This window comes from Alteromonas sp. ALT199 (assembly GCF_018619335.1).
Classification (GTDB): domain Bacteria; phylum Pseudomonadota; class Gammaproteobacteria; order Enterobacterales; family Alteromonadaceae; genus Alteromonas.
In genome coordinates, this window is record NZ_JAHHDX010000003.1 from 26,997 (window position 1) to 49,223 (window position 22,227).

The 22,227-nt window shown below is 43.8% G+C and carries 19 protein-coding genes; 9 read left to right on the forward strand and 10 right to left on the reverse strand.

Annotated features, from left to right (window positions below):
- Positions 1-26: 26 nt before the first annotated feature.
- The 4 genes from KL866_RS00360 to sodB all read right to left on the reverse strand — a co-directional run bounded on the left by KL866_RS00360 (position 27) and on the right by sodB (position 5,712).
- Positions 27-1,574, reverse strand: a complete 1,548-nt coding sequence (locus tag KL866_RS00360) for a SpoVR family protein (RefSeq protein ID WP_025254501.1) — start codon at positions 1,572-1,574, stop codon at positions 27-29.
- Between the two features lies 1 nt (position 1,575).
- Positions 1,576-2,862, reverse strand: a complete 1,287-nt coding sequence (locus tag KL866_RS00365) for a YeaH/YhbH family protein (protein ID WP_025254502.1) — start codon at positions 2,860-2,862, stop codon at positions 1,576-1,578.
- Between the two features lie 102 nt (positions 2,863-2,964).
- A complete protein-coding gene (locus tag KL866_RS00370; RefSeq protein WP_025254503.1) occupies positions 2,965-4,887 on the reverse strand; it encodes a PrkA family serine protein kinase in 1,923 nt (640 codons plus the stop codon).
- 243 nt (positions 4,888-5,130) lie between these two features.
- A complete protein-coding gene (sodB, locus tag KL866_RS00375) occupies positions 5,131-5,712 on the reverse strand; it encodes a superoxide dismutase [Fe] (RefSeq protein WP_025254504.1) in 582 nt (193 codons plus the stop codon).
- A 348-nt stretch (positions 5,713-6,060) separates the two neighbouring features.
- On the opposite strand from sodB, the gene KL866_RS00380 reads away from it, so the two are divergent.
- From KL866_RS00380 to KL866_RS00400, 5 genes are all read left to right on the forward strand, one after another.
- Entirely contained in the window at positions 6,061-6,411 is a 351-nt protein-coding gene (locus KL866_RS00380; RefSeq protein WP_025254505.1) for a Grx4 family monothiol glutaredoxin, read from the forward strand.
- A gap of 334 nt (positions 6,412-6,745) precedes the next feature.
- Positions 6,746-9,316 (forward strand): TonB-dependent siderophore receptor, encoded by a 2,571-nt coding sequence (locus KL866_RS00385; protein ID WP_214992341.1) that lies wholly within the window; start codon positions 6,746-6,748, stop codon positions 9,314-9,316.
- 165 nt (positions 9,317-9,481) lie between these two features.
- Complete coding sequence (locus KL866_RS00390) at positions 9,482-10,039, forward strand: RNA polymerase sigma factor (protein WP_251139741.1); 558 nt, start codon at positions 9,482-9,484, stop codon at positions 10,037-10,039.
- A gap of 1 nt (position 10,040) precedes the next feature.
- Positions 10,041-11,096 carry a FecR domain-containing protein gene (locus KL866_RS00395; RefSeq protein WP_025254508.1) on the forward strand — a complete coding sequence of 352 codons (1,056 nt, stop codon included), beginning with the start codon at positions 10,041-10,043 and terminating at the stop codon, positions 11,094-11,096.
- Between the two features lie 198 nt (positions 11,097-11,294).
- Positions 11,295-14,267 (forward strand): TonB-dependent receptor, encoded by a 2,973-nt coding sequence (locus tag KL866_RS00400; RefSeq protein WP_025254509.1) that lies wholly within the window; start codon positions 11,295-11,297, stop codon positions 14,265-14,267.
- A 140-nt stretch (positions 14,268-14,407) separates the two neighbouring features.
- Here the strand turns inward: KL866_RS00400 and KL866_RS00405 are convergent, their stop codons facing one another.
- Positions 14,408-14,602 carry a bacterioferritin-associated ferredoxin gene (locus KL866_RS00405; RefSeq protein WP_025254510.1) on the reverse strand — a complete coding sequence of 65 codons (195 nt, stop codon included), beginning with the start codon at positions 14,600-14,602 and terminating at the stop codon, positions 14,408-14,410.
- Between the two features lie 285 nt (positions 14,603-14,887).
- On the opposite strand from KL866_RS00405, the gene KL866_RS00410 reads away from it, so the two are divergent.
- A complete protein-coding gene (locus KL866_RS00410) occupies positions 14,888-15,493 on the forward strand; it encodes a peroxiredoxin (RefSeq protein WP_025254511.1) in 606 nt (201 codons plus the stop codon).
- A gap of 75 nt (positions 15,494-15,568) precedes the next feature.
- Here the strand turns inward: KL866_RS00410 and rnt are convergent, their stop codons facing one another.
- The gene (gene rnt / locus KL866_RS00415) at positions 15,569-16,204 is read right to left on the reverse strand and encodes a ribonuclease T (RefSeq protein WP_025254512.1); all 636 of its coding nucleotides are present in this window, start codon (positions 16,202-16,204) and stop codon (positions 15,569-15,571) included.
- A gap of 335 nt (positions 16,205-16,539) precedes the next feature.
- Here rnt and KL866_RS00420 point away from each other — a divergent pair, with 335 nt between their 5' ends.
- Positions 16,540-17,412 carry an OmpA family protein gene (locus KL866_RS00420; RefSeq protein WP_025254513.1) on the forward strand — a complete coding sequence of 291 codons (873 nt, stop codon included), beginning with the start codon at positions 16,540-16,542 and terminating at the stop codon, positions 17,410-17,412.
- Between the two features lie 57 nt (positions 17,413-17,469).
- Here KL866_RS00420 and glpQ read toward each other — a convergent pair whose 3' ends face one another.
- The 3 genes from glpQ to KL866_RS20075 all read right to left on the reverse strand — a co-directional run bounded on the left by glpQ (position 17,470) and on the right by KL866_RS20075 (position 19,580).
- On the reverse strand, positions 17,470-18,711 hold the full coding sequence (gene glpQ / locus KL866_RS00425; protein WP_251139740.1) for a glycerophosphodiester phosphodiesterase: 1,242 nt from the start codon (positions 18,709-18,711) through the stop codon (positions 17,470-17,472).
- Positions 18,712-18,788: 77 nt separating this feature from the next.
- Positions 18,789-19,184: a lactoylglutathione lyase gene (gene gloA, locus KL866_RS00430; RefSeq protein ID WP_025254515.1), complete on the reverse strand. Its 396-nt coding sequence runs from the start codon at positions 19,182-19,184 to the stop codon at positions 18,789-18,791.
- Positions 19,185-19,400: 216 nt separating this feature from the next.
- Positions 19,401-19,580 (reverse strand): hypothetical protein, encoded by a 180-nt coding sequence (locus tag KL866_RS20075; protein ID WP_025254516.1) that lies wholly within the window; start codon positions 19,578-19,580, stop codon positions 19,401-19,403.
- A 326-nt stretch (positions 19,581-19,906) separates the two neighbouring features.
- Here KL866_RS20075 and KL866_RS00440 point away from each other — a divergent pair, with 326 nt between their 5' ends.
- Positions 19,907-20,119 carry a cold-shock protein gene (locus KL866_RS00440; protein WP_025254517.1) on the forward strand — a complete coding sequence of 71 codons (213 nt, stop codon included), beginning with the start codon at positions 19,907-19,909 and terminating at the stop codon, positions 20,117-20,119.
- 156 nt (positions 20,120-20,275) lie between these two features.
- Positions 20,276-20,455 carry a hypothetical protein gene (locus tag KL866_RS00445; RefSeq protein ID WP_025254518.1) on the forward strand — a complete coding sequence of 60 codons (180 nt, stop codon included), beginning with the start codon at positions 20,276-20,278 and terminating at the stop codon, positions 20,453-20,455.
- A 268-nt stretch (positions 20,456-20,723) separates the two neighbouring features.
- On the opposite strand, the gene KL866_RS00450 is transcribed toward KL866_RS00445, so the two are convergent.
- Positions 20,724-22,142, reverse strand: coding sequence for a M20/M25/M40 family metallo-hydrolase (locus tag KL866_RS00450; RefSeq protein ID WP_214992344.1), 1,419 nt, complete (start codon positions 22,140-22,142; stop codon positions 20,724-20,726).
- Between the last annotated feature and the right edge of the window lie 85 nt (positions 22,143-22,227).

Below are 22,227 nucleotides of genomic sequence, written 5' to 3' on the forward strand. Positions count from 1 at the left end.
CCTTTTTCTGAGGGCGCACCGCAGGCCTATCCCTGCGGTGCGCGTTTACACTCCGATATTATTTCAACGCCATCGGGCCCATTGTCTTGCTCTAGACGTACATCAAATTTCCATAGTCTGTGTAAGTGACGCATGACTTCATCTTTAGACTCACCAAGCGGTATACCCCGCTGAGGAATATAGCGCAGAGTCAGTGACCGATCCCCACGCACATCCACGTTATGCACCTGAATGTTGGGTTCCAAATTACTCAAATTGTATTGGGCGGAAAGCTTCTCTTTAATAATTTGATAACCCCTTTCATCGTGGATAGCACTGACTGCAATAAAGGGTTTGGTGGTGTCGTCTTCAAGGGCAAACAATTTAAAATCCCGAATCACTTTTGGTGATAAAAACTGACTGATAAAGCTCTCGTCTTTAAAGTTCTCCATAGCGAAATGCACGGTTTCCAGCCAGTCTTTACCCGCAATACTGGGCAAATATTTATAGTCTTCCTCAGTAGGCGACTGACATACCCGTTTAATATCCATGAACATGGAAAAGCCAAGGGCATACGGGTTAATGCCAGAGTAATAAGGACTATTGTATTCAGGCTGCATCACGACGCTTGAATGACTATGTAAAAACTCCATCATAAAGCGGTCGCTAACTAAGCCCTCATCATACATCTCATTGAGGATATGGTAATGCCAGAAACAAGCCCACCCTTCGTTCATCACCTGGGTTTGCTTCTGCGGATAAAAATACTGTGAAACTTTGCGTACAATACGCACAATCTCCCGCTGCCACGGTTCAAGTAATGGCGCGTTTTTCTCAATAAAATAGAGCAGATTTTCTTGTGGCTCTTGGGGAAAGCGAATTTTTTCTTTGTGTTTGCTGTGCGGGCTATCGGGCAAGGTGCGCCAGAGTTCATTCACCTGGGATTGAAGGTAGGCCTCGCGCTCTTCTTGCCTGTTCCTCTCTTCTTGTAGAGAAATTTTCTGCGGCCGTTTGTATCGGTCAACGCCATAATTCATTAGAGCATGACACGAATCGAGCATATTTTCGACCTCGTCATAGCCGTACTTCTGTTCACATTTAGCAATGTACTTTTTGGCAAAGACAAGATAATCGATAATAGAGCTAGCGTCAGTCCAGGTTTTAAATAAGTAATTACCTTTGAAAAACGAATTGTGCCCGTAGCAAGCGTGCGCCATTACCAGCGCCTGCATAGTAATGGTGTTCTCTTCCATTAAATATGCAATGCAGGGGTCAGAGTTAATAACAATTTCGTAAGCCAAGCCCATTTGTCCGCGACGATACTGTTGCTCAGTTTGAATAAACTTTTTGCCAAAGCTCCAATGGGTATAGTTGAGCGGCATACCTATACTGGCGTAGGCATCCATCATTTGCTCTGCGGTAATGACTTCAATTTGATTAGGGTAAGTGTCTAACTTAAAATTTTTAGCTATGCGATCGATGTGTTGCTCATACTCTTCGATAAGCGGAAATGTCCAGTCGGGCCCATCGCTTAGTAAATGTCTTTTTGATGATTTAGCCTTGCTGTTTTCTGTTGCGATAGCGTCGGTTGTCATATTAGGCTCCTTGCTGCGCATCTTGCTCGGAGCGTTTGAATAGCTCTCTGAACACAGGATAGATGTCGGCCTGGGTTTGTATGTGCTTACATACAAAATTGTCGTGGGTGGCGGCGACTTTTTCGTATTCACGCCACAAGCTTTGGTGCTGTCTTTCGGTTATTTCGATGTAGGCATAATAGCGAGTGGCCGGCAGCAGCTTAGCGGTAAGCAAGTCGCGACACTGCGGCGAGTCATCAGCCCAGTTATCTCCATCTGAAGCTTGCGCGGCATAAATATTCCAATTTCCATCGCTATAGCGCTCACGAACCACTTCGTCCATTAGCTTTAAAGCACTAGAGACAATGGTGCCGCCGGTTTCTTGAGAGTAGAAAAACTCCTGCTCGTCCACTTCTTTAGCTTGTGTATGGTGGCGAATATATACCACGTCTACGTTTTCGTAAGTGCGACTTAAAAATAGATAAAGCAAAATATAGAAGCGTTTTGCCATTTCTTTAGTGGCCTGGTCCATAGAGCCAGATACGTCCATTAAGCAAAACATTACCGCTTTACTCGAAGGAAGAGGGCGCTTGTCATAGTTCTTAAAGCGCAAATCAAACGTGTCGATAAAAGGCACTCGGGCAATTTTGGCTTTTAAGGCCTCAATTTCTTCTTTAAGTGCATTAATAGCCAGCGTATTGTCGTGCTTGTCTTCTACAAGCAGTACCAGTTTTTCTTCAAGTTCTTTGAGTTTCTTTCTATCACTTCCGCTTAGGGCTATACGCCTTGCTACAGAACCTTTGAGTGAGCGAACAATATCAAGGTTGCTAGGTACGCCGTCGGTCTGATAACCCGCGCGGTAGGTTTCAAACTGGGTGACTTTATCGAACTGATTTTTTTTTAAATTCGGAAGCGCCAAATCTTCAAATAGCAAATCTAAATATTCGTCTTTGGATATTGAAAATACGAACTCGTCTTGCCCTTCACCTTCATTGCTAGCGTCGCCTTCACCAGCGCCTTTACCGCCACCACCTGGCGGTCTGTCAATTTTGTCTCCTGCGGTGAATTGGTCATTGCCTGGGTGGACAATATCTCTGCTGCCACCGCGCCCGGTATGAAAAATTGGTTCAGAAATATCTCTGGCTGGAATGCTAATTTGCTCGCCAGAATCTACGTCGGTAACAGAACGTTTGCCCACTGCATCAGATACAGCACGCTTTATCTGCTGTTTGTAACGCTTGATAAAGCGCTGGCGGTTTACCGTACTCTTGCCTTTGCTGTTTAACCTTCGGTCTATGAAATGTGCCATACACACCTGCTTGAGTTATTGTGAACTACAAATACCAGTACTAAAGCGCGCATAGCGCACGCTTTAGCACCCTATACGTTGTAGAAGCTTCCAGCCCTTGGGCTATGACGCTTTTCGTACGCGTAGGTACCATTCACAAAGCAAGCGAACTTGTTTTTGCGTATAGCCTTTTTCGGTCATACGATTTACAAAGTCGTCGTGCTTTTTCTGCTCTTCTGCTGAGCCTTTGGTGTTAAAAGAAATAACTGGCAGTAAGTCTTCCGTGTTAGAGAACATCTTCTTCTCGATTACGGTGCGAAGCTTCTCATAACTTGTCCATGCTGGGTTTTTGCCGCTGTTATTCGCACGGGCTCGCAAAACAAAGTTAACGATTTCATTACGGAAATCTTTCGGGTTGCTGATACCAGCGGGCTTTTCTGTTTTCTCTAGTTCAGCATTGAGCGATGCCCTGTCAAACAACTGCCCGGTTTCTGGGTCGCGATACTCTTGGTCTTGGATCCAGAAATCCGCATAGGTGACATAGCGGTCAAACAAGTTTTGCCCGTATTCAGAATATGACTCTAAATAAGCGGTTTGAATTTCTTTGCCAATAAATTCCACGTAGCGGGGGATCAAGTAGCCTTTCAAGAACTCCAAATACTTATCAGCGGTTTCTTGAGGGAACTGTTCCCGTTCAATTTGGCGTTCCAACACGTAGAATAAATGAACTGGATTCGCCGCCACTTCTTGATGGTCGAAGTTAAAGACGCGAGAGAGGATCTTAAACGCAAAGCGCGTGGATAAGCCTTCCATCCCTTCGTCGACACCTGCGTAATCACGATACTCCTGGTATGACTTAGCTTTAGGGTCGGTGTCTTTTAAGCTTTCTCCATCATAGACCCGCATTTTCGAGAACATACTGGAGTTTTCAGGCTCTTTTAAACGGGATAGCACAGTAAATTGTGCCAAACATTCCAGCGTATCAGGTGCACATGGGGCGCCGTTGAGTTCACTACTATCGAGTAGCTTTTTATAGATGCGAATTTCTTCGCTTACTCGCAAGCAGTACGGCACTTTCACAATATAAACACGATCTAGAAAAGCTTCGTTATTTTTATTGTTTCGAAAGGTTTGCCACTCTGATTCGTTGGAGTGAGCCAGAATTAGTCCATCAAAGGGAAGGGCAGAGAAGCCTTCCGTTGGGTTATAGTTACCTTCTTGGGTGGCGGTTAGTAATGGATGTAGCACCTTAATCGGCGCTTTAAACATTTCAACAAATTCCATTAAGCCTTGATTAGCTTTACACAGTGAGCCTGAATAACTATAAGCGTCAGGGTCATTTTGTGCATATTGCTCTAGGCGACGAATATCCACTTTACCCACCAGCGCCGAGATATCTTGGTTGTTCTCATCCCCAGGTTCGGTTTTAGCAATGCCCACCTGGTCAAGTACCGAAGGATAAACCCGCACCACTTTAAACTGGGTAATATCGCCATTGAACTCATGAAGGCGCTTGCGAGCCCACGGTGACATGATGGTTTTTAAATAGCGCTTAGGAATGCCATATTCTTTTTCTAGAATGTCGCCATCTTCTTTAACGTCGAACAGACAGAATGGATGATCATTTACCGGTGAGCCTTTAAGCATATAGATAGGTACATGCTGCATAAGCTCTTTAAGTCTTTCAGCCAGCGACGATTTGCCGCCGCCAACTGGGCCGAGTAAATAAAGAATCTGTTTCTTCTCCTCTAGACCCTGCGCGGCATGCTTAAGGTAAGAGACAATTTGTTCAATGGCCTCTTCCATGCCATAGAATTCTGAAAAAGCTGGATAACGAGAAATAACGCGGTTTGAGAAAATGCGGCTTAGCGCCGGGTCGTTGGCAGTGTCAATTAATTCTGGCTCACCGATGGCTTGTAACAAACGTTCTGCAGCGTTTGCGTAAGCACTTTGATCTTCCTTACAAATTTCAAGGAACTCCCCAATGGTGAACTCTTCCTGTTTTCGCTCTTCGTAGCGACTTTGATAGTGTTCAAAAATACCCATGAATACCCCTTAAATACGGAACCCCGTAATTTCAGCTTAGTCGGTATTTGGGAAAAGGATAGTAATTAATGTGTATAGTTTTTAATCTTTTCGTCTAATAAAAAATGCAACTTTAATAAGAATTTAGTGTCTCTTAATGAAGCTTTTCACATAAACAAAAGCCCCGCTAATGAGCGGGGCTTTTTATTCGTATTTCTTTAACGCTATGTAGGACTAATACTGTTCTACATTGAGGCGTCTGACTTACGCAAAGTTTTTGCTTGCGAATTCCCAGTTAACTAGTGCCCAGAAGTTTTCTAGGTACTTAGGACGCGCGTTACGGTAATCGATATAGTAAGCGTGTTCCCAAAGGTCAACAGTAAGTACTGGTGTTAGGTCATCGCCAGAAATAGGTGTTTCTGCATTGCTAGTATTAACGATATCTAGGCTACCGTCTGCAGTTTTAACTAGCCATGTCCAGCTAGAACCAAAGTTGTTAACTGCTTTGTCGTTAAACGCTGCTTGGAAGTCTGCAAATGAACCCCATTTTGCGTTAATCGCGTCAGCTAGTGCGCCAGTAGGCTCGCCGCCGCCATTTGGGCTAAGACAGTGCCAGTAGAACGTGTGGTTCCAAACTTGCGCTGCGTTATTGAAAACACCGCCTTCAGAAGATTTAATGATTTCTTCTAGGCTTTTGTTTTCCATGTCAGTACCTTCAACTAGGCCGTTAAGCTTAGTTACATAAGTAGCGTGGTGCTTGCCATAGTGGTACTCAAGCGTTTCAGCAGAAATATGCGGTTCTAGTGCATTTTGTTCGTATGGTAATGCTGGTAGTTCAAAAGCCATGACGGTCTCCATGTTGGTTTAGTATTGTAGTCTAAAGCACACTTATCTTCGCTGTTCAATAAGTGCCGGTCAACGCTTAGCTGACTATATCACTTTAGACGCTAAAGCATATCCCAAATGTGGGGATAAAGTCTTATAACTCAATGACAAAATTGTGAATTTTTTTTCAAAATCTATTTTGTGAAAATATAGAGTTGGTAGATGTACAAGTAGATAGCGATGGAGCCTACTAAAAGATCAATTCAGTGGTGGGTAAATAAAAGGGATTTTATGATACCCTTTACCTTGATAAATCATTCATGCATTCCCATCTTACTGGGAATACACTTTTGTGCTCAGAGGAATCAAATGGATAATACTGAAAATCAATCAACGCTAGATAGAATCAAGCAGCAAATCGAAGAAAACCCAATTTTGTTGTACATGAAAGGTTCTCCTAAGCTACCTAGCTGTGGCTTTTCTTCACAAGCATCACAAGCGTTGATGTCATGTGGCGAACCATTTGCTTATGTAGATATTCTACAAAACCCTGATATTCGTGCTGAACTACCTAAATACGCGAACTGGCCTACCTTCCCACAGCTATGGGTAGACGGTGAGCTTGTTGGTGGTTGCGATATTATTATCGAAATGTTCCAACAAAACGAACTTCAGCCGCTTATCAAAGAAACGGCTGAAAAACACAAAGAAGAAGAGTAAATCTTTCGATTTGTAGCAAAATTTTTAGCATTTGAAATACTGATTTAAAAGCTGGCTTTATGTCAGCTTTTTTCATTAAAAACCACCAAAAATCCCGCACTTTTATTCCCGTCAAAATAATATAGACAGGTCAGAAATAAAGATCCTCTACAGTTTGAAAAAATATTTTTATTTTGTCGAAAAAGGTTTGTTTTTTAATATCTTGCGTTCTATAAAACATGCAGCTGGCCGCAAATGAGTCAGTGTTGAAGGTATAAAACAACAACCTCTCGAAATACTTTTTTATTGTGTGAATAACGCTGAAAGTGTTTTAGAGAAAATCCGGGAAACCACCATGAATACATCCTTGTCTTTATTGACCAAAAACGTGCGCGGCGTATTAGCTGCATCTGCCGCGTTTTCAGTAATGGCTACAGCACCTGTTTATGCGCAAGAAGCAGAAGAGAGTGCTAAAGCTGAAGATTATGAACAAATCGCCGTCGTTGGTTCGCGTGCAGCGCCTCGCTCTGTAGCAGACTCAGCCGTTCCAATTGATATTATTTCTGACGAAGAGTTCAAGCAGCAGGGTGCCACAGATATGGTATCTATGATGCAAACTGTTGTTCCGTCTTTTAACGTAAACGACCAGCCTATCAACGATGCATCAACGCTAGTTCGCCCTGCAAACCTTCGCGGCATGGCATCAGACCATACGCTAGTACTTGTTAACGGTAAACGACGTCACCGTTCTGCGGTAATTACTTTCCTAGGTGGCGGTCTTTCAGACGGTGCACAGGGCCCTGATATTTCTGTAATCCCAGCCGCGGCACTTAAGCAGGTGGAAGTACTTCGTGACGGTGCAGCAGCACAATACGGCTCAGATGCTATTGCAGGTGTAATTAACTTCGTACTGAATGACGCGTCGGAAGGCGGTACATTTGAAGCTCGCTATGGTTCTTTCTACGAAGGCGATGGCGACATGATTCAGCTGTCAGGTAACGTAGGTCTTCCACTATCTGACAAAGGTTTTATTAATCTTTCAGCCGAATACCGTACTGCTGACGATACTTCGCGTAGCATCCAGCGTGACGATGCGGCAGCGCTTGTCGCAGCAGGTAATACCTTCGTTGCGGACCCAGCACAAATTTGGGGTTCCCCTGAAATTAAGCATGACATCAAGCTTTTTGCTAACGCAGGTGTTGAGCTTTCTGATACTTCAGAAGCATATATATTTGGTAACTTCGCCGAGCGTGAAGTTGAAGGCGGATTTTATTATCGTAACCCACATAACCGAGGTGGTGTAAACGATGGTGGTACAAATGAAGATGGTGAGCAACTACTTCTTGTTGGTGATTTAACTGGTGATATGTCAGGTAATTGTCCAACTGATATCGTGGTTGGCGATAACGTTCTAGAAAACCCGACCTACATCAACCAGGTACAGAACAATCCAGATTGTTTCGCGTTTAACGAAATTCTTCCAGGTGGGTTCACACCTCGATTCGGCGGTACGGTAACGGATATGTCTCTTGTCTTTGGTACGAAAGGCGAGTTAGATAACGATATTACGTACGACGTAAGTTTAAATCTTGGCCAAAACGAAGTTGATTTTGCTATTAGCAACACAATTAACCCGTCTCTTGGTCCAGACACGCCAACGTCGTTTAGCCCAGGTCGTTATACGCAGTCTGAGCAAACACTTGATATTGATTTTACAAAACCTTTCGATGTTGGTTTGTATGAGCCGCTATTCGTGGCAACTGGCTTCCAATACCGCAACGAAAGTTATGAGAGCGTTGCAGGTGATACTGCCTCTTATGAAATAGGTCCGCTGGCGACACAAGGCTTTGGCATTGGCTCAAATGGTTTCCCTGGCTTGGCGGCCAATAGCCAAGGTCGTGTGTCCCGCAACAACATCGCGCTTTACATTGATGCAGAAGCCTATATCACGGAAAACTTCATGCTAGCCGGTGCGCTACGTTACGAAGATTACTCTGACTTTGGTGATACCACGAAAGGTAAGATTGCTTTCCGTTGGCAAGCGCTAGAGAACATTGCGTTTCGTGGTGCGTTCTCAACGGGCTTTAAAGCGCCTACACTCGGTCAAAGTAACGTTCGTAACGTAACCACTGCGTTCGGTACCGGTGGTCAACTTATTGACCGCGCGACGCTACCACCAACTGACCCAGTATCACAGCTTAAAGGTGGCGAGCAGCTAACGCCTGAAGAGTCAGAAAGTATTACATTTGGTGTGGTAGCAGACTTTGAAAATGGTTTATTCATTACTGCTGACTACTACAACATCGAGCTGACTGACCGCATTAGTACGGCATCTGGTATTGCCTTGACTGAAGACGATATTGCAGCACTTCTTGCGCAAGGCATTAATGATGCATCTAGCTTCCAAGAGATCAGCTTCTTTACTAATGACTTCGATACAACCACCGAAGGCCTTGATGTAGTAGCGAACTACTCTATGGAGATGTTGGGCGGCGAGACTAAGTTCTCTCTTGCGTATAACTGGACATCTACAGAAGTTGATCGCGCGTCAGAGAACATCTCTGACTTCCGTATTCGCATGCTAGAAGATAACCTTCCAGCGGTGCGCTACAGTGCAACAGCAAATCACACAAACGGTGATTGGCGCTTCCTTGCACGTATGAACTATTACGGCAGCATCTTCGAAGACCACTTAGACTCTGCATTACCTATTGATAAAGTGGGCTCAGAGATTACAGTTGACCTTGAAGTAGCATATAACTTCACAGAACAGTTAACCGTGACAGTAGGCGCGAAAAACGCCTTTGATGAATACCCAGATGAAAATACACAGTATGCCGGTATCGCAGGTTCGTTGTACCCAACAACCTCGCCAATCGGTATCAACGGTGGCTTCTATTATCTAAGAGGTGTTTACACTTTTTAATCGCTAGTCTTAGCGAAAACAACTTTCACAAATGTTTCGACGTGGAGGGGAGCATTAGCTCCCCTTTTATTTTATATTTCGAACATCATTTGCGTGAAAAGTATTGAAGAAACAGGCATTATTGATGCCATTGTAAGCAATTCGAAACACACAACTTTTATTATTATGACAAGAAAGTCGACAGTAGCTGAAACCTTTTTAAAATACCGCTCGAAGTTAATGCGCGCGGTAGGTTCTATTGTTGGCGCCGACGACATTGAAGATATCGTGCAAGAAGCTTTTATAAAGAGCTATGAAGCCGAATTAAAACAAGAAATACAATATGAGCGGACATACATGCTCAAAACGGCGCGTAACTTAGCGCTAAACCATGTTGCAAAAGCTGAAAACAAAAATAAGCAGCTGGACGACATGGATATTTTGCCTTACGAGCTTGTTGGGCACAGTTTAGAAAAGAATGTAGAAAGTAAAGAGCGCTTTATTCACTTTTGCCGAGCGACAGACACATTGTCAGCTGATGTAAAACGCGTATTTTTACTTAAGAAAGTATATGGCATGCGACAAAAAGAGATTGCAGAGCTTGTGGGGCTTAGCGAAAGTACCGTAGAAAAGCATGTCGCTAAAGGTTTAATGATGTGCTCTAGGTATTTAGCTGAGCTTTCAAATGACAGTGCACCTTCCAGTGCAACTGCTACCGCGACTCAGGACATAAGCAGTAGTTAACATGAACAATATTCGCCAGTTTTCAAGCAAAGAAGATATCCAAGAGCAAGCGTGCCTCTGGGTAAGCCGTCTCGATCGCGGTTTAAAAAGTGACGAAAAAGTAGAGCTAAACACATGGTTGGCTGAGAGTAATGCGCATCGCCAGGCTTTATTAGATGCCGCAAGCTTGTGGGACGACATGTCGGTGCTTAATGAGTTAAGCGGTTTGTTCCCGCAATCAACTGCGCGACAGGCTTCTAAAAAACATACCCTACCAAAAACAGCTGTATGGGGTATTGCTGCCACATTTTTAGTAATGGCTATCGCTGTTGGCGTTGTTGTTCAGCGCACATGGTTAAATAGCACACCTGAATTTGCTGCTGTAAGCCAGAAAGTGCAAACAGGGGTAGGTGAACAGAAAAATGTCACCCTAGCCGATGGCTCTAAGCTTCACTTGAATACCAACTCAACGGTAACGGTCGATTTCACTTCTACGGCGCGTAACATAGTACTGTTAAAAGGTGAGGCTCACTTTGAAGTGGCCCACGATAAAACCCGACCATTTTCTGTAACTGCAGGAAATAATACCGTTACAGCAGTAGGTACCGCGTTTAATATGCAGTATGTTGACGACAACGCATTTGAACTCGTTGTTACCGATGGCAAAGTGTTAGTTAAAGATCGTTTTAAAGCGTCATCATCAAATGAATCTTTGTTTGGTAAGCGCCCTGTTACTGAAGAAGGGCTGTTGATGTTTGCAGGAGAAAAAGCCACCGTTTTGGGCAAAGTAGAAGCTCGTGAAAGCATGTCACAAGATGAAATTGACGATGATTTAGCGTGGCAGCAAGGCATGATTGTTTTCAAGGGAGAGCCGCTTGAATCTGTGCTTCTAGAGATTGGACGATACACGCCTGTTCGTTTTCATATCTCTGACGATAGCTTACGTAAACGCAGAGTTGCAGGCTATTTTAAAGTGGGAGATATAGACGGTTTGCTATCAGCACTCGAAAGCAGTTTCAACATCAATTACGAAAAGGTTACAGAAACCACAATCGAACTTACGTTGGCGAAAAGTTAATTATTTCTGAAAGATAGGTGCTATGAGTTATTCCTTGATGGCATCAATTTATTTAATGTGACAATATAATTAAAATAATAAGTACATCGATTTTATATCTTGCACAACGGCAATTTTGCGATAAGCAGGCAAACTAAAAAAACAATAGAAAAGCTGCATGCTCTTGCATGTTCGGCCAGTTTTTTTTCGCGAGAAAGAATGTTGAAGCTTTCCTATTTTCCGCTCGGATCGCCGTTACATATTGCCTCGGGTATATGTCTATTTTTATCCACAAGCCAATCACTTTATGCGCAAGAGGAAAGCCGTTCGAATTTTAAAGATCACTCAGCACCTGAAAGCCTGCCGGTACCCGCGCCCGGCGCTTTTAATTTCTCTATCCCTGCGCAAAACGCAAATGAAGCGTTAACTGAATTAGCTAAACAAGCCAACACTACTCTACTGTTCCCTTTCGACTTAGCGAAAAAAGTAACAACCAATGCGCTTAACGGCACCTTTACATTGAATGAAGCCTTGGCTCAACTCCTTGATGGAACCGAGTTGGCGGTAGTAGAAGATGAAAGTGGGTTACTCAGCATTCGCTCTCGCGCTTCGTTGCTAGCTAAAAGTGAACAGCCTGCTGTCAGTGAACAATCGGATGACGAGGGTAAGAATGGGCTCGAAAAAATTGCTGTGGTTGGTACGCGCAATTCTCCTCGCAGCGCAATCGACTCGGCGGTTCCTCTTGATGTTATTGGTGCAGAAACACTGAGTTCGCAAGGCAACAGTGACGTCCTTTCCATGTTAAGCGTCATGGTTCCTTCACTTAACGTGAACGACCAGCCCATTAATGACGCTAGCAGCTTGGTAAGGCCTGCTAATTTAAGAGGCATGTCTTCAGATCACACTTTACTGTTGTTAAATGGCAAGCGTCGACATCGTTCTGCAGTTATCACATTTTTAGGCGGCGGTTTATCTGATGGTGCTCAAGGTCCCGATATATCCGTTATTCCTGCTTATGCGTTAAAGCAGGTGGAGGTACTTCGAGATGGGGCTTCAGCTCAGTATGGCTCTGATGCGATAGCAGGTGTTATCAATTTCGTGCTCAAAGATGCCCGTGAGGGCGGAAGCGTTGCGCTAAAATTTGGCGCTTACAGTGAAGGCGATGGTGACTTGTTTCAAGTGCAGCTAAATAAGGGCTTTGCATTTGGAGATAATGGCTTTCTAAACGCAACCGCAGAGTACCGGCAGCAAAATGGTACATCGCGCTCGGTGCAGCGAGATGATGCCCAAGGGCTATTGGAACAAGGGAATAGTTTTATCGCCTCGCCATCTCAGATTTGGGGGGCGCTTGATGTTAACGAAGATATCAAACTTGCCCTCAATGCAGGTGCTGATATTTCAAAAACGTCCCATTTTTATAGTTTTGCGACCGCCGCGAGAAGAGAAATAAACGGAGGGTTTTATTTTCGAAACCCGCAAACTCGCGAAGGTGTATTTAGCCGAACAAATCCAAGTACCGGTGAAAGCCGCCTTATTGTTGCTGATTTAGATGGACTAGACAATGGTATAGCGTGCCCTTCAATTACCTTATCGAATGACAACGTACTTGAAAACACGAACTATCAGCTTATTGCGGATAACACGACAGCACTTGGAGCTAATTGCTTCGCCTTCAATGAGTGGTTCCCTGGTGGTTTTACTCCTCGGTTTGGTGGAACGATAACCGATGCCTCTATTGCAATGGGGGTTCAGCATGAATTGCCCAAAGGTTGGGCGATGGATATCAGTGCCACCATAGGCTATAGCGATATTGAGTATACTATATCGAATACGGTCAACCCTTCACTGGGCCAGCAAAGTCCAACGGCCTTTTCGCCGGGCGGGGTATCGCAAGTAGAACGCACACTCAATCTGGATTTCACGAAACTGATCCAAACCATTTTTGACGACCCGGTGAGCATTGCTGCTGGGGTTGAATGGCGAAAAGAGACGTATTTCCAAAAAGCAGGAGATGAAGCCTCGTATATCGCTGGCCCTTTCGCTTTAGAACCACCGATAGGCTTAAGCGAAGGCTTTTCTATAGGCTCTAACGGCTTTCCAGGTTATCAGCCCCAATCTGCTGGTCACTGGAGTCGCAGCAATTGGGCTGTGTATGCCGATTTGGAATTTTACGCGACTGAAGATTGGCAGTTTGGTGTAGCAACGCGAGTAGAGCATTTCAGTGATTTCGGGTCAACATTTGATGGAAAGCTAACTACGCGCTACACACTTAACGATATGTTTGCACTGCGAGGTTCTGTAAATACGGGCTTTAAAGCTCCGACTGTGGGCCAAAGTAATGTTATAAATGTAACTACTGCCTATGGCCTTAACGGCTTGGAAGACCAAGCAACGTTACCACCAACCGATCTTATTTCGCTACAGTTGGGCGCTACGCCGCTTACCCCTGAAGAATCAGTAAACTTTAGCTTGGGTTTAGTTATGCAAGCTAGTGATAACTTTTTTGCTACGCTCGATTATTTTAATATTCGCCTTTCCGATAGGATCAGTACTACATCGGCCATCCCCTTAACCGATGACGACGTAAACGCGCTTATTGCGCAAGGGCGTCCCGATGCTGCAAGGTATAATTCAGCTAAGTATTTTACTAATGATTTTGACACAAAAACACAAGGTTTAGATGTAGTTGTTAACTACAATTTCACGTTTAACGACTGGTCAAATTCTTTGTTAGTTGCCTACAATTGGACAGATACGCAAGTCGAACGATTAACTCTGTATCCGGTACTGACAGATGGCGAAATACAACTTCTGCCGAATTTAACCGAGGCTCGAGTACGAATGTTAGAGGATAATCTGCCAGCGCACCGAGGCAGTGTTACGCTAGAGCAGTCATTGGATAAGTGGGCATTCACTTGGCGTTTAAATTACTACGCTAAATTTTATGAAGATCATCTTGATGCTTCGGCTGGTCTAGATATTTACGGTAGCGCGCTAACCACCTTTGATGCTCAATTCTCTTGGAAAGTGTTGCCTGACACTCAGCTTACTTTCGGTGCGCAGAATTTGTTTGATGCGTTGCCAGATGAAAACCCGTTTCAAGGTGAGGTTGGGGCGCTTTATCCACCAACATCCCCTGGCGGTATTAATGGCGCATTTTACTATGCAGGTGTTGAATACAGCTTTAAATAGCTAATAATATTGACGGAGCTAATTTAAGAAAAGATGAGGGTGTTAAACCGAGCTTTCCGGGATGAGTAAAGCTTTAGGTTAGATAGATATGGTAAGCTTGTCAGAAATAAGAAGGCGCTTTTTTGCCTTGGTCTTTAATATTAACCAACGTCTTTGAAGAGAGATTCGTCAATAATAGTTTGATCGATAATTTGTTGCGCCATATTGATGCACTTGCCGCATTGTGAGCCTAGCTCTAAATGTTGACGTAACTCACGCATATTCCCCACGCCGTTTTCTTCAACCGCCGCGCGAATGCTTTTATCCGTTACCCCATAGCACATACAAACAAACATCAAACGTACTCCAAATGAATCTGTAAATGATAATAATTGTTATTCTTTATTTTGGCAAGCAGATAATAGCAAGTTTAATAAACCGCAATTAGGTAATGACTGGGTAATGACTGAATAACTATTTATGCGGACTAGTATTATTGGTACGAGCAGTAAAAAAACTCATTGTTTAACATTGTTATTTTTGTATTCGTACCTATTTTCTGAGTAGGAAATTTCTCATCAAAGTGGTTACGCAATGTAATCACTCTTATTATTACAATCCAAATATAAATGGAGAGACTCATGAGCGTATTAGTTGGCCGTCCAGCCCCTGATTTTACCGCAGCTGCGGTACTTGGTAGTGGTGAAATCGTAGATTCTTTCACACTAAGTGAAGCAATAAAGGGCAAAGCAGCGGTTGTATTCTTCTACCCACTAGATTTCACTTTCGTATGTCCATCAGAGCTTATCGCTTTCGACAAGCGCTATGACGAGTTCAAAAAGCGCGGTGTTGAAGTCATTGGCGTTTCAATCGACTCTCAGTTTTCACATAACGCGTGGAGAAATACCCCAGTAAACCAAGGTGGTATTGGTCCAGTTAAATACACTCTTGTTGCTGACGTAAAACATGACATCTGCCAAGCATACGATGTTGAGCACCCTGAAGATGGCGTTGCTTTTCGCGGTTCATTCCTAATCGATGCAGAAGGTATGGTTCGCCACCAGGTCGTAAACGATCTTCCACTTGGCCGCAACGTTGACGAAATGCTTCGCATGGTCGATGCGCTAGCGTTCCACGAAGAGCATGGCGAAGTTTGCCCTGCAGGTTGGACTGAAGGTAAATCTGGTATGGACGCATCACCTGAAGGTGTGGCTAAATACCTATCTGAAGAAGCAGATAAGCTATAAGCTAACCTGTTTAAAGATGATAAGAAAACAGCGCCTCATGGCGCTGTTTTTGTTTATGGCGTTTATCGAAAAAAACTATTCTTTACTTTCCACTGGCCAGCCACCTAACGCCTTATAGCGATTTACCATATAGCAAAATAGCTCAGTGGTTTTCTGTGCATCGTAAAGGGCGCTGTGCGCTTCGTTTTGGTCAAACGATATGCCTGCCGCTCGGCATGCTTTCACCAATACAGTTTGACCAAGGGCAAGACCTGCAAGGCTAGTTGTATCAAAGGAAACAAATGGATGAAATGGCGTGCGCTTTATGTTGCAGCGTTCAATCGCAGCATTGACGAAGCTTTGGTCAAACGTTGCGTTGTGAGCAACGATAACTGAACGCTGACAGTCCGCATTTTTTTGTGCCTTGCGAATGCCTTTACATAGCTCTTTCATGGCTTCGCTTTCCTCAATAGCACCTCGCAGTGCACAATTCGGGTCAATGCCATTAAATTCTAATGCCGCAGGCTCTAAATTAGCGCCCTCAAACGGGTCAATATGGTAGTGAAAGGTTTGATCAGGGTGAAGTAAACCGTCTTCATCCATTTTCACCGTTACCGCTGCTAACTCTAATAAGGCGTCAGTGCCTGCATTAAATCCGGCCGTTTCTACGTCAATGACAACGGGAAAATAACCTCGAAAGCGCTGGGAAAGAAGGGGCGGGTTGGCAGACATAAACACTCTTGTAAGACTAGATTGCAGAAAATGGCTGGCGGCACAAATGCGTATCAACCTGCGAAACATGTAGCAAACAGAATTATCGCAAGTATATCCGTGAGTTGCCAGTTTCAATTTAAAAACGGTGCAGATGAGGGAAATAGTACGAAACGTTAATGGTATTAAACGCTAAACTTTTCTACACTTTGGACGATAATCATATTAAGTATAAAGTTTCCAATACACTCACTTTGTAGCTTAAAGTGAGGTGGCGTGATCCACTGATATTGGTAACTTGTAGGCGTATCAAAGTCCTACGTCCGTGTTAGTCTGACTTTCGTTATGGTGTCGAAATGGTGTCGAAACTAAAATTTATCGCTTTATTGGGTATGGTGGGGTCATTGTCTTCCAATGCCGCCATGCGGCAATATTCTGCAACCATAGAAAGCTCCAACTGGCGTATTGATACTGACACGCGCCTGCAATGTACGCTTAACCATGAATTGCCTGGTTACGGCGAAGCCATGTTCACTAGTTCTGCTTCAAAGCAGCTCAACATGGAATTTGAATTAGATATGTATATGCTGCCAAACAAGTTTGATGTGGCTGCGGTCTACTCTGTTCCGCCAAAATGGATGCCCGGTGTGGCGCCAAAGTCCATCGCGGATATGACTATTCGCAAGCAATACAATGGCGACCTGCCGCAAGATGCTGCATGGACCATGCTATCTGAATTAGAAAAAGGCTTTTGGCCCACGATTTACTACAAAGACTGGTATAACAAATACGACCAGGTGAGCGTTGCATTAAACGCTAGCAACTTCTCTGGCGTGTATCGCAACTTTGTTAAGTGCGTGTCTAATTTGCTTCCCTTTAGTTTCGATGACATCGCCTACACGGTATTGTCGTATCAGAATAACAGCACAGAACTGTCCAAGTATTCGCAAAAGCGTTTAACAATGATAGGTGAATACTTAAAAGAAGACAGCGAGCTAGAACTTGTGCTTCTTGATGGTTATACCGACAGCTACGGGGGGCGTTATAACAACGAACAGTTGTCTATTAGGCGTGCTAATGAAGTGAAAAGTTATCTGACTACGTTAGGGGTTCCTGAAGACAGAATTCAGTTAACGGGGCACGGTGAAAAACGCCATATAGCGCCTAATGATACCAGAGAAAACCGTGCTCAAAATAGACGAGTGGTAGTACGACTTTCGAAATCTTAGGCGCCAATTCAACGCCTAAAACCTGCGAAGAGCCACGTAAATAACGCTAAACCAGCATCAAAGGGAAGTGTTTTGTTTTTCTCGCCACGTTAACACAGGCACCAAATGGTCGGTGAAAACGCCATCAGCCTGCACTACTTTGTGTAATACTTCTAAGATTTGCTCTCCCTTCATACCTGCCGGCAAGGCATCGTGGCGATAGGTATAAGGGTGAATTGTAAGCTCGTTGTCATGGGCGTATTTTATCCATGCTGCAGCCTCCATTTTTCCTTTGGTCATTGCTTTTTCATCAAGTAAATGACCTAACCAAGGGCCTATACCATCGGCATAATACGCTACTTGATTCATACCTTCCTTCGTACGCAGCCAATCGTAGTCAGTGTCGCTTTCTCCCCAGTCGTTCTCGCCAATCAGCATAACCACTTTGCCCTTATAGCCAAGGGCTTCCCGAATACGCTTGACCTCGTTAAAGTCAAAGCACTGCAGGTAGCTATTGCCGTTTTCTCCCGCAAACCCGTACTCTTTCAATGTATCGATAACGATTTTACTGGCATCAATACCTTCTGCCATATGAAAAGCAGGGGACTTTACTTCAGGGTACACGCCTACAGACGTGTTAAATTGGCGATTAAGCTCGCCAATTAATTCGAAGTGTTCACTTAACGTGGCCACTTTAAAATTAGCTTGTTTGCCGCGGTATCTGTTCTTAAAAACTTGCGTTTTGTCACTATTAGCACGTTCGTGTACCCGCAGTTTTCGCAGTTCTTCGAGAGTGAAATCACGGGCATAGAAGCGTCCGTCATCTCGGTGGCGGGCTGGGAACATCTCTTCTACGTTAGTGACCGTCTCTAAATGAATGTCGTGTAGCACAACAGGGATGTCGTCTTTGGTAATGACAACATCTTGCTCGATAAAATCGGGACGCAGCGAAAACGCAAGAGTGGCTGCTTCAAGGGTGTGTTCAGGTAAATAGCCAGATGCACCGCGATGAGCGATAACGGTGAAGCGCGCTCTCTCGCTGGTGGCTATTTCTACTTCACCTTGCGAGGTTGTACTGTTAGAAGTACCAGCAGCAAACGTACTTTTAGAGGCAAGAGCGCCTGTAAAGACCACCATTAAAGCAGGCATTATCGCGGCCAATGTATTCGTGTATCTACTGTGCAACTTAGCATTGCCCTTTGTTCGAAGCTTAAGTTTGTTAGACAAACCCGTTACAGCCTTGCTCACCCAGTTTAAAAAAGATAATAAGCGGTTACTTAGCATTAAATTGCCACTCCATGTGTTTACTTTTATCGCCATCTAATTTGTCCCGCACATTTCATTGAAAAAGTTCATGTTTAAGGGGCTTTAACTACTTTGGCGCGTTTTTGCTATCACTACAGTGAAATAGACTTATTTTGAATAAGCTCTATGGCATACCCGTCTGGGTCACGAACAAAAGCGATAATTGTAGAGCCACCCTTTACGGGGCCTGGTTTACGATACACCTCGGCACCATTTGCTTCTAAGTTTTCACAAAACTGATAGATGTCGTCTACTTCAATTGCGATGTGGCCGTACGCGTTACCCTTATCGTAGGTATTGTCACCCCAGTTATAGGTAAGCTCTAACACAGTGCTATCGGTCTCTTCTCCATATCCTACAAAGGCGAGGGTGTACTCATACTCTTTGTTTTCTGATTGGCGAAGAAGGCGCATGCCCATCAATGAGGTGTAGAAGTGAAGTGACGCCTCTAAGTTTTCAACTCGAAGCATGGTGTGAAGCATTCGCATAACTATTTCCTATTTGAACCATCAGAGTTACCCGATGGCACACTGCATTGTAAGTGCGCGTTTGCAGTTGCCACATGTACACATAATTCCAGTCACACAAAACTCCATTCATACAGAGCACTGCAGAGTACTTTCATTGGTAAACGCAAACGACACACTATGATAATGGGGAAATGTTAACGCTTTAAGACAGTTTTACAATTCTACTTAAACGTATTAAAAGCCCCATATGCCTATATTATCAATTTTAAGCCGGCGCGGCTGGCTTAACATATAGCTACTTTTAGCTACTTTCATTCCAGCATCTAATAGAAAGCGGGTAATAGTTTTACCCAGTCCTTTGCCTGTGCTCGTCACAATGGCGGTTTTAGCCGATAACGAGTACATGTCTGTCATTATTAAGCCCTAGCGAAAAAAGAATAGGGTTAACTTAGCTGCTATTCGCCTTATACAAATATACGTATTCATTGTGGGCTCAATAATGAGGTCTCACTGCAATGCTAAAAAATAATCCTGAAATAATTGGACATTGTGGCCAAATACCTGTACTGTCTCGCTCGCTCTAGATATGTTTTATGCTTTACCTAATACTGCGCTGTACCTTTCTTTATACCTTCAAATTGAAGTGCTAGATAGATATACAACTGCTTTACTAGCTTAGTTATGTCTATTGCTATTCGGTGGATTCCACCATTACATCAATTTTTTAAAAGGTTATTATTATGTCTAATTCTGTAAACGGTACAGTTAAGTGGTTTAACGAAGAAAAAGGTTTCGGTTTCATTACTCCTGAAGCTGGCGGCAAAGACGTATTCGTTCACTTCCGTTCAATCACTTCTGACGGCTTCAAGACTCTTGCTGAAGGCCAAGCGGTTAGCTTTGAAGTTGAACAAGGCCAAAAAGGTCCACAAGCTGCTAACGTAACAGTTCTATAAGACCTGTAAGCTTGTCTAGGGTCGTCTGACCCTTACTAAATATGGGCTCTTTTACACGCAAAGCGATGTGACAAGAGCCTAATTTTCGTTTTTAGATTTCTTAACCCAACCTGCGAGGAACTCAAAACAAACAATATCATTCAAGAAGTACTTATTATGCAAATTCAAAATTCTATCTCTACCTTTAATAGCGCTATTCCAAGTGCGTTAATTTCAAATATCTCCATAAATAAAACAACTGTTGCCTTTAAACACGCGGATATCTATCGGCATGTAGAATTGTCTTCAAGACAAGAAGCGAAACGATTTGTGGCTCAGCTTATTCAAGAAAATTAACTCAAGCTCAGTATTTCAAACATTGTGTCTCAATGTTTTTGGAGCAAGACGTCATCTTCAGTAATAACACGTCTCTGTAACTTAATTACAAGTGTTACTTAAGACCAAAAATTTAACTTTTGAACGTTCTTTATCGACTCTGTCGAACAGCAAAGCGTTCAGAAGAAACAAAGTTTAACTGCGAAAATTAAACACAAAGAAAAGCTAAGGGAAAGCATTGGCCAGCACGGACGTGTACTGACCATTGACCATATTAAATAGTGTGTAATTACTGTTTCACTTTTAAATTAACATCTGAATCTGCCAACAAATAAATGCTTGCTGCATAAGCTGCAATGTTTTGTGCAAGCTCATCTGGGTTAATTTTATCTAACGTGTCATCAGGCGTGTGATGAAGATCGAAATAATCTCGTCCGTTTTGATTCAACCGAATAGTAGGTACGCCTTTCGCTGCTAGCGGTATAATATCTGGGCCGCCGCCAGCAATATCTGAACCGCCTCGCACTATGCCAAGCGGTGACAAAATCTTAGCGATTTCGTCTACAAATACTGTTGCTTCAGGGTTTACGTTTGAGACGAGCTGCCAAATAGTTTGCGCGCCAAAATCAGATTCTGTAGCAAGTACATGGTTAGCAAGGCTCTTTTCGTGCTGTTTTGCATAAGCAAAGGCGCCTAACAAGCCTACTTCTTCAGCGCCAAACATGACCACACGAATAGTGCGCTTTGGGCGCTCTGGCAGTGAAGCAATTAGCGCAGCAGCTGCAGTAGTAATAGCAACGCCCGCGCCGTCATCAACTGCACCAGTTCCTAAATCCCAGCTGTCTAGGTGGCCACCAATAAGGACAATTTCTTCGGGCTTTTCACTGCCTACTAAATCTAAAATCACGTTGCCGCTGTTTACTTCGCCTTTCCATTTAGACTCAGAGTGGAGCGATAACGACAGTGGCTTGCCTAAATTATGTAGGCGTCGCAAATGATCAGCGTCGGGGTTAGAAATAGCAACAACCGGAATATCGGCCCACTCATCGCCGTCTGAACTCATCATGCCAGAGTGCGGGAAGCGATGAGAGTCTGAGCCTACTGAACGCACAACTAAAGCTTCAGCGCCACCACGTTGCGCATGTTGCCAACCAATCCGTCTACGTTGATTCGCTTGGCCATAGCCCGCACCCGTTTGGCTTTTTACCATGGCATCACCATCGACAAATGCAATTTTGCCTTTAAGCGCGCCGTCTTCGACTGCGGTTAGTGCATGAATATCTCTGAAATACACGATGTCAGCGTTGATCTCATTTTCAGAAGGTGCCGCTCCACCAAGCGCTGTGCCGTAAAGGGGCTGCATGTATGGCGCAGTAAGTGAAATATGTAAGTGGCCCCTGTCCCAGAAGGGCATGGTAAACTCTTCAATACTTACTTTATCGAAACCTAAACGTTCTCCTACCTTTACACCCCAATCTCTGGCGCGCTTTTCTGCTTCAGAACCGCCAAGGCGTGGGCCAATCTCTGTGGTTAGTGATTCAACGATGCTATATCCTAAATCGCTTTTCAGCGCTTTTTGAATGAGCGCTTCGGCATTTTTCTTTTGCTCGTCAGTAATGGGTGAGGTTTCAGCAAAAACGCCAAAACTGCATGCGCTTACTAATGCACCAAACGCTAGGTTTCTAGCGATAGTATTTAATCGGGACATGTGTTCTCCGTGAATTATTTTTATTTTTTGTTTATTTGCGTGAGCAAGTATTGACCCACCTATCATAGCCAATTTAAAAAGCGCT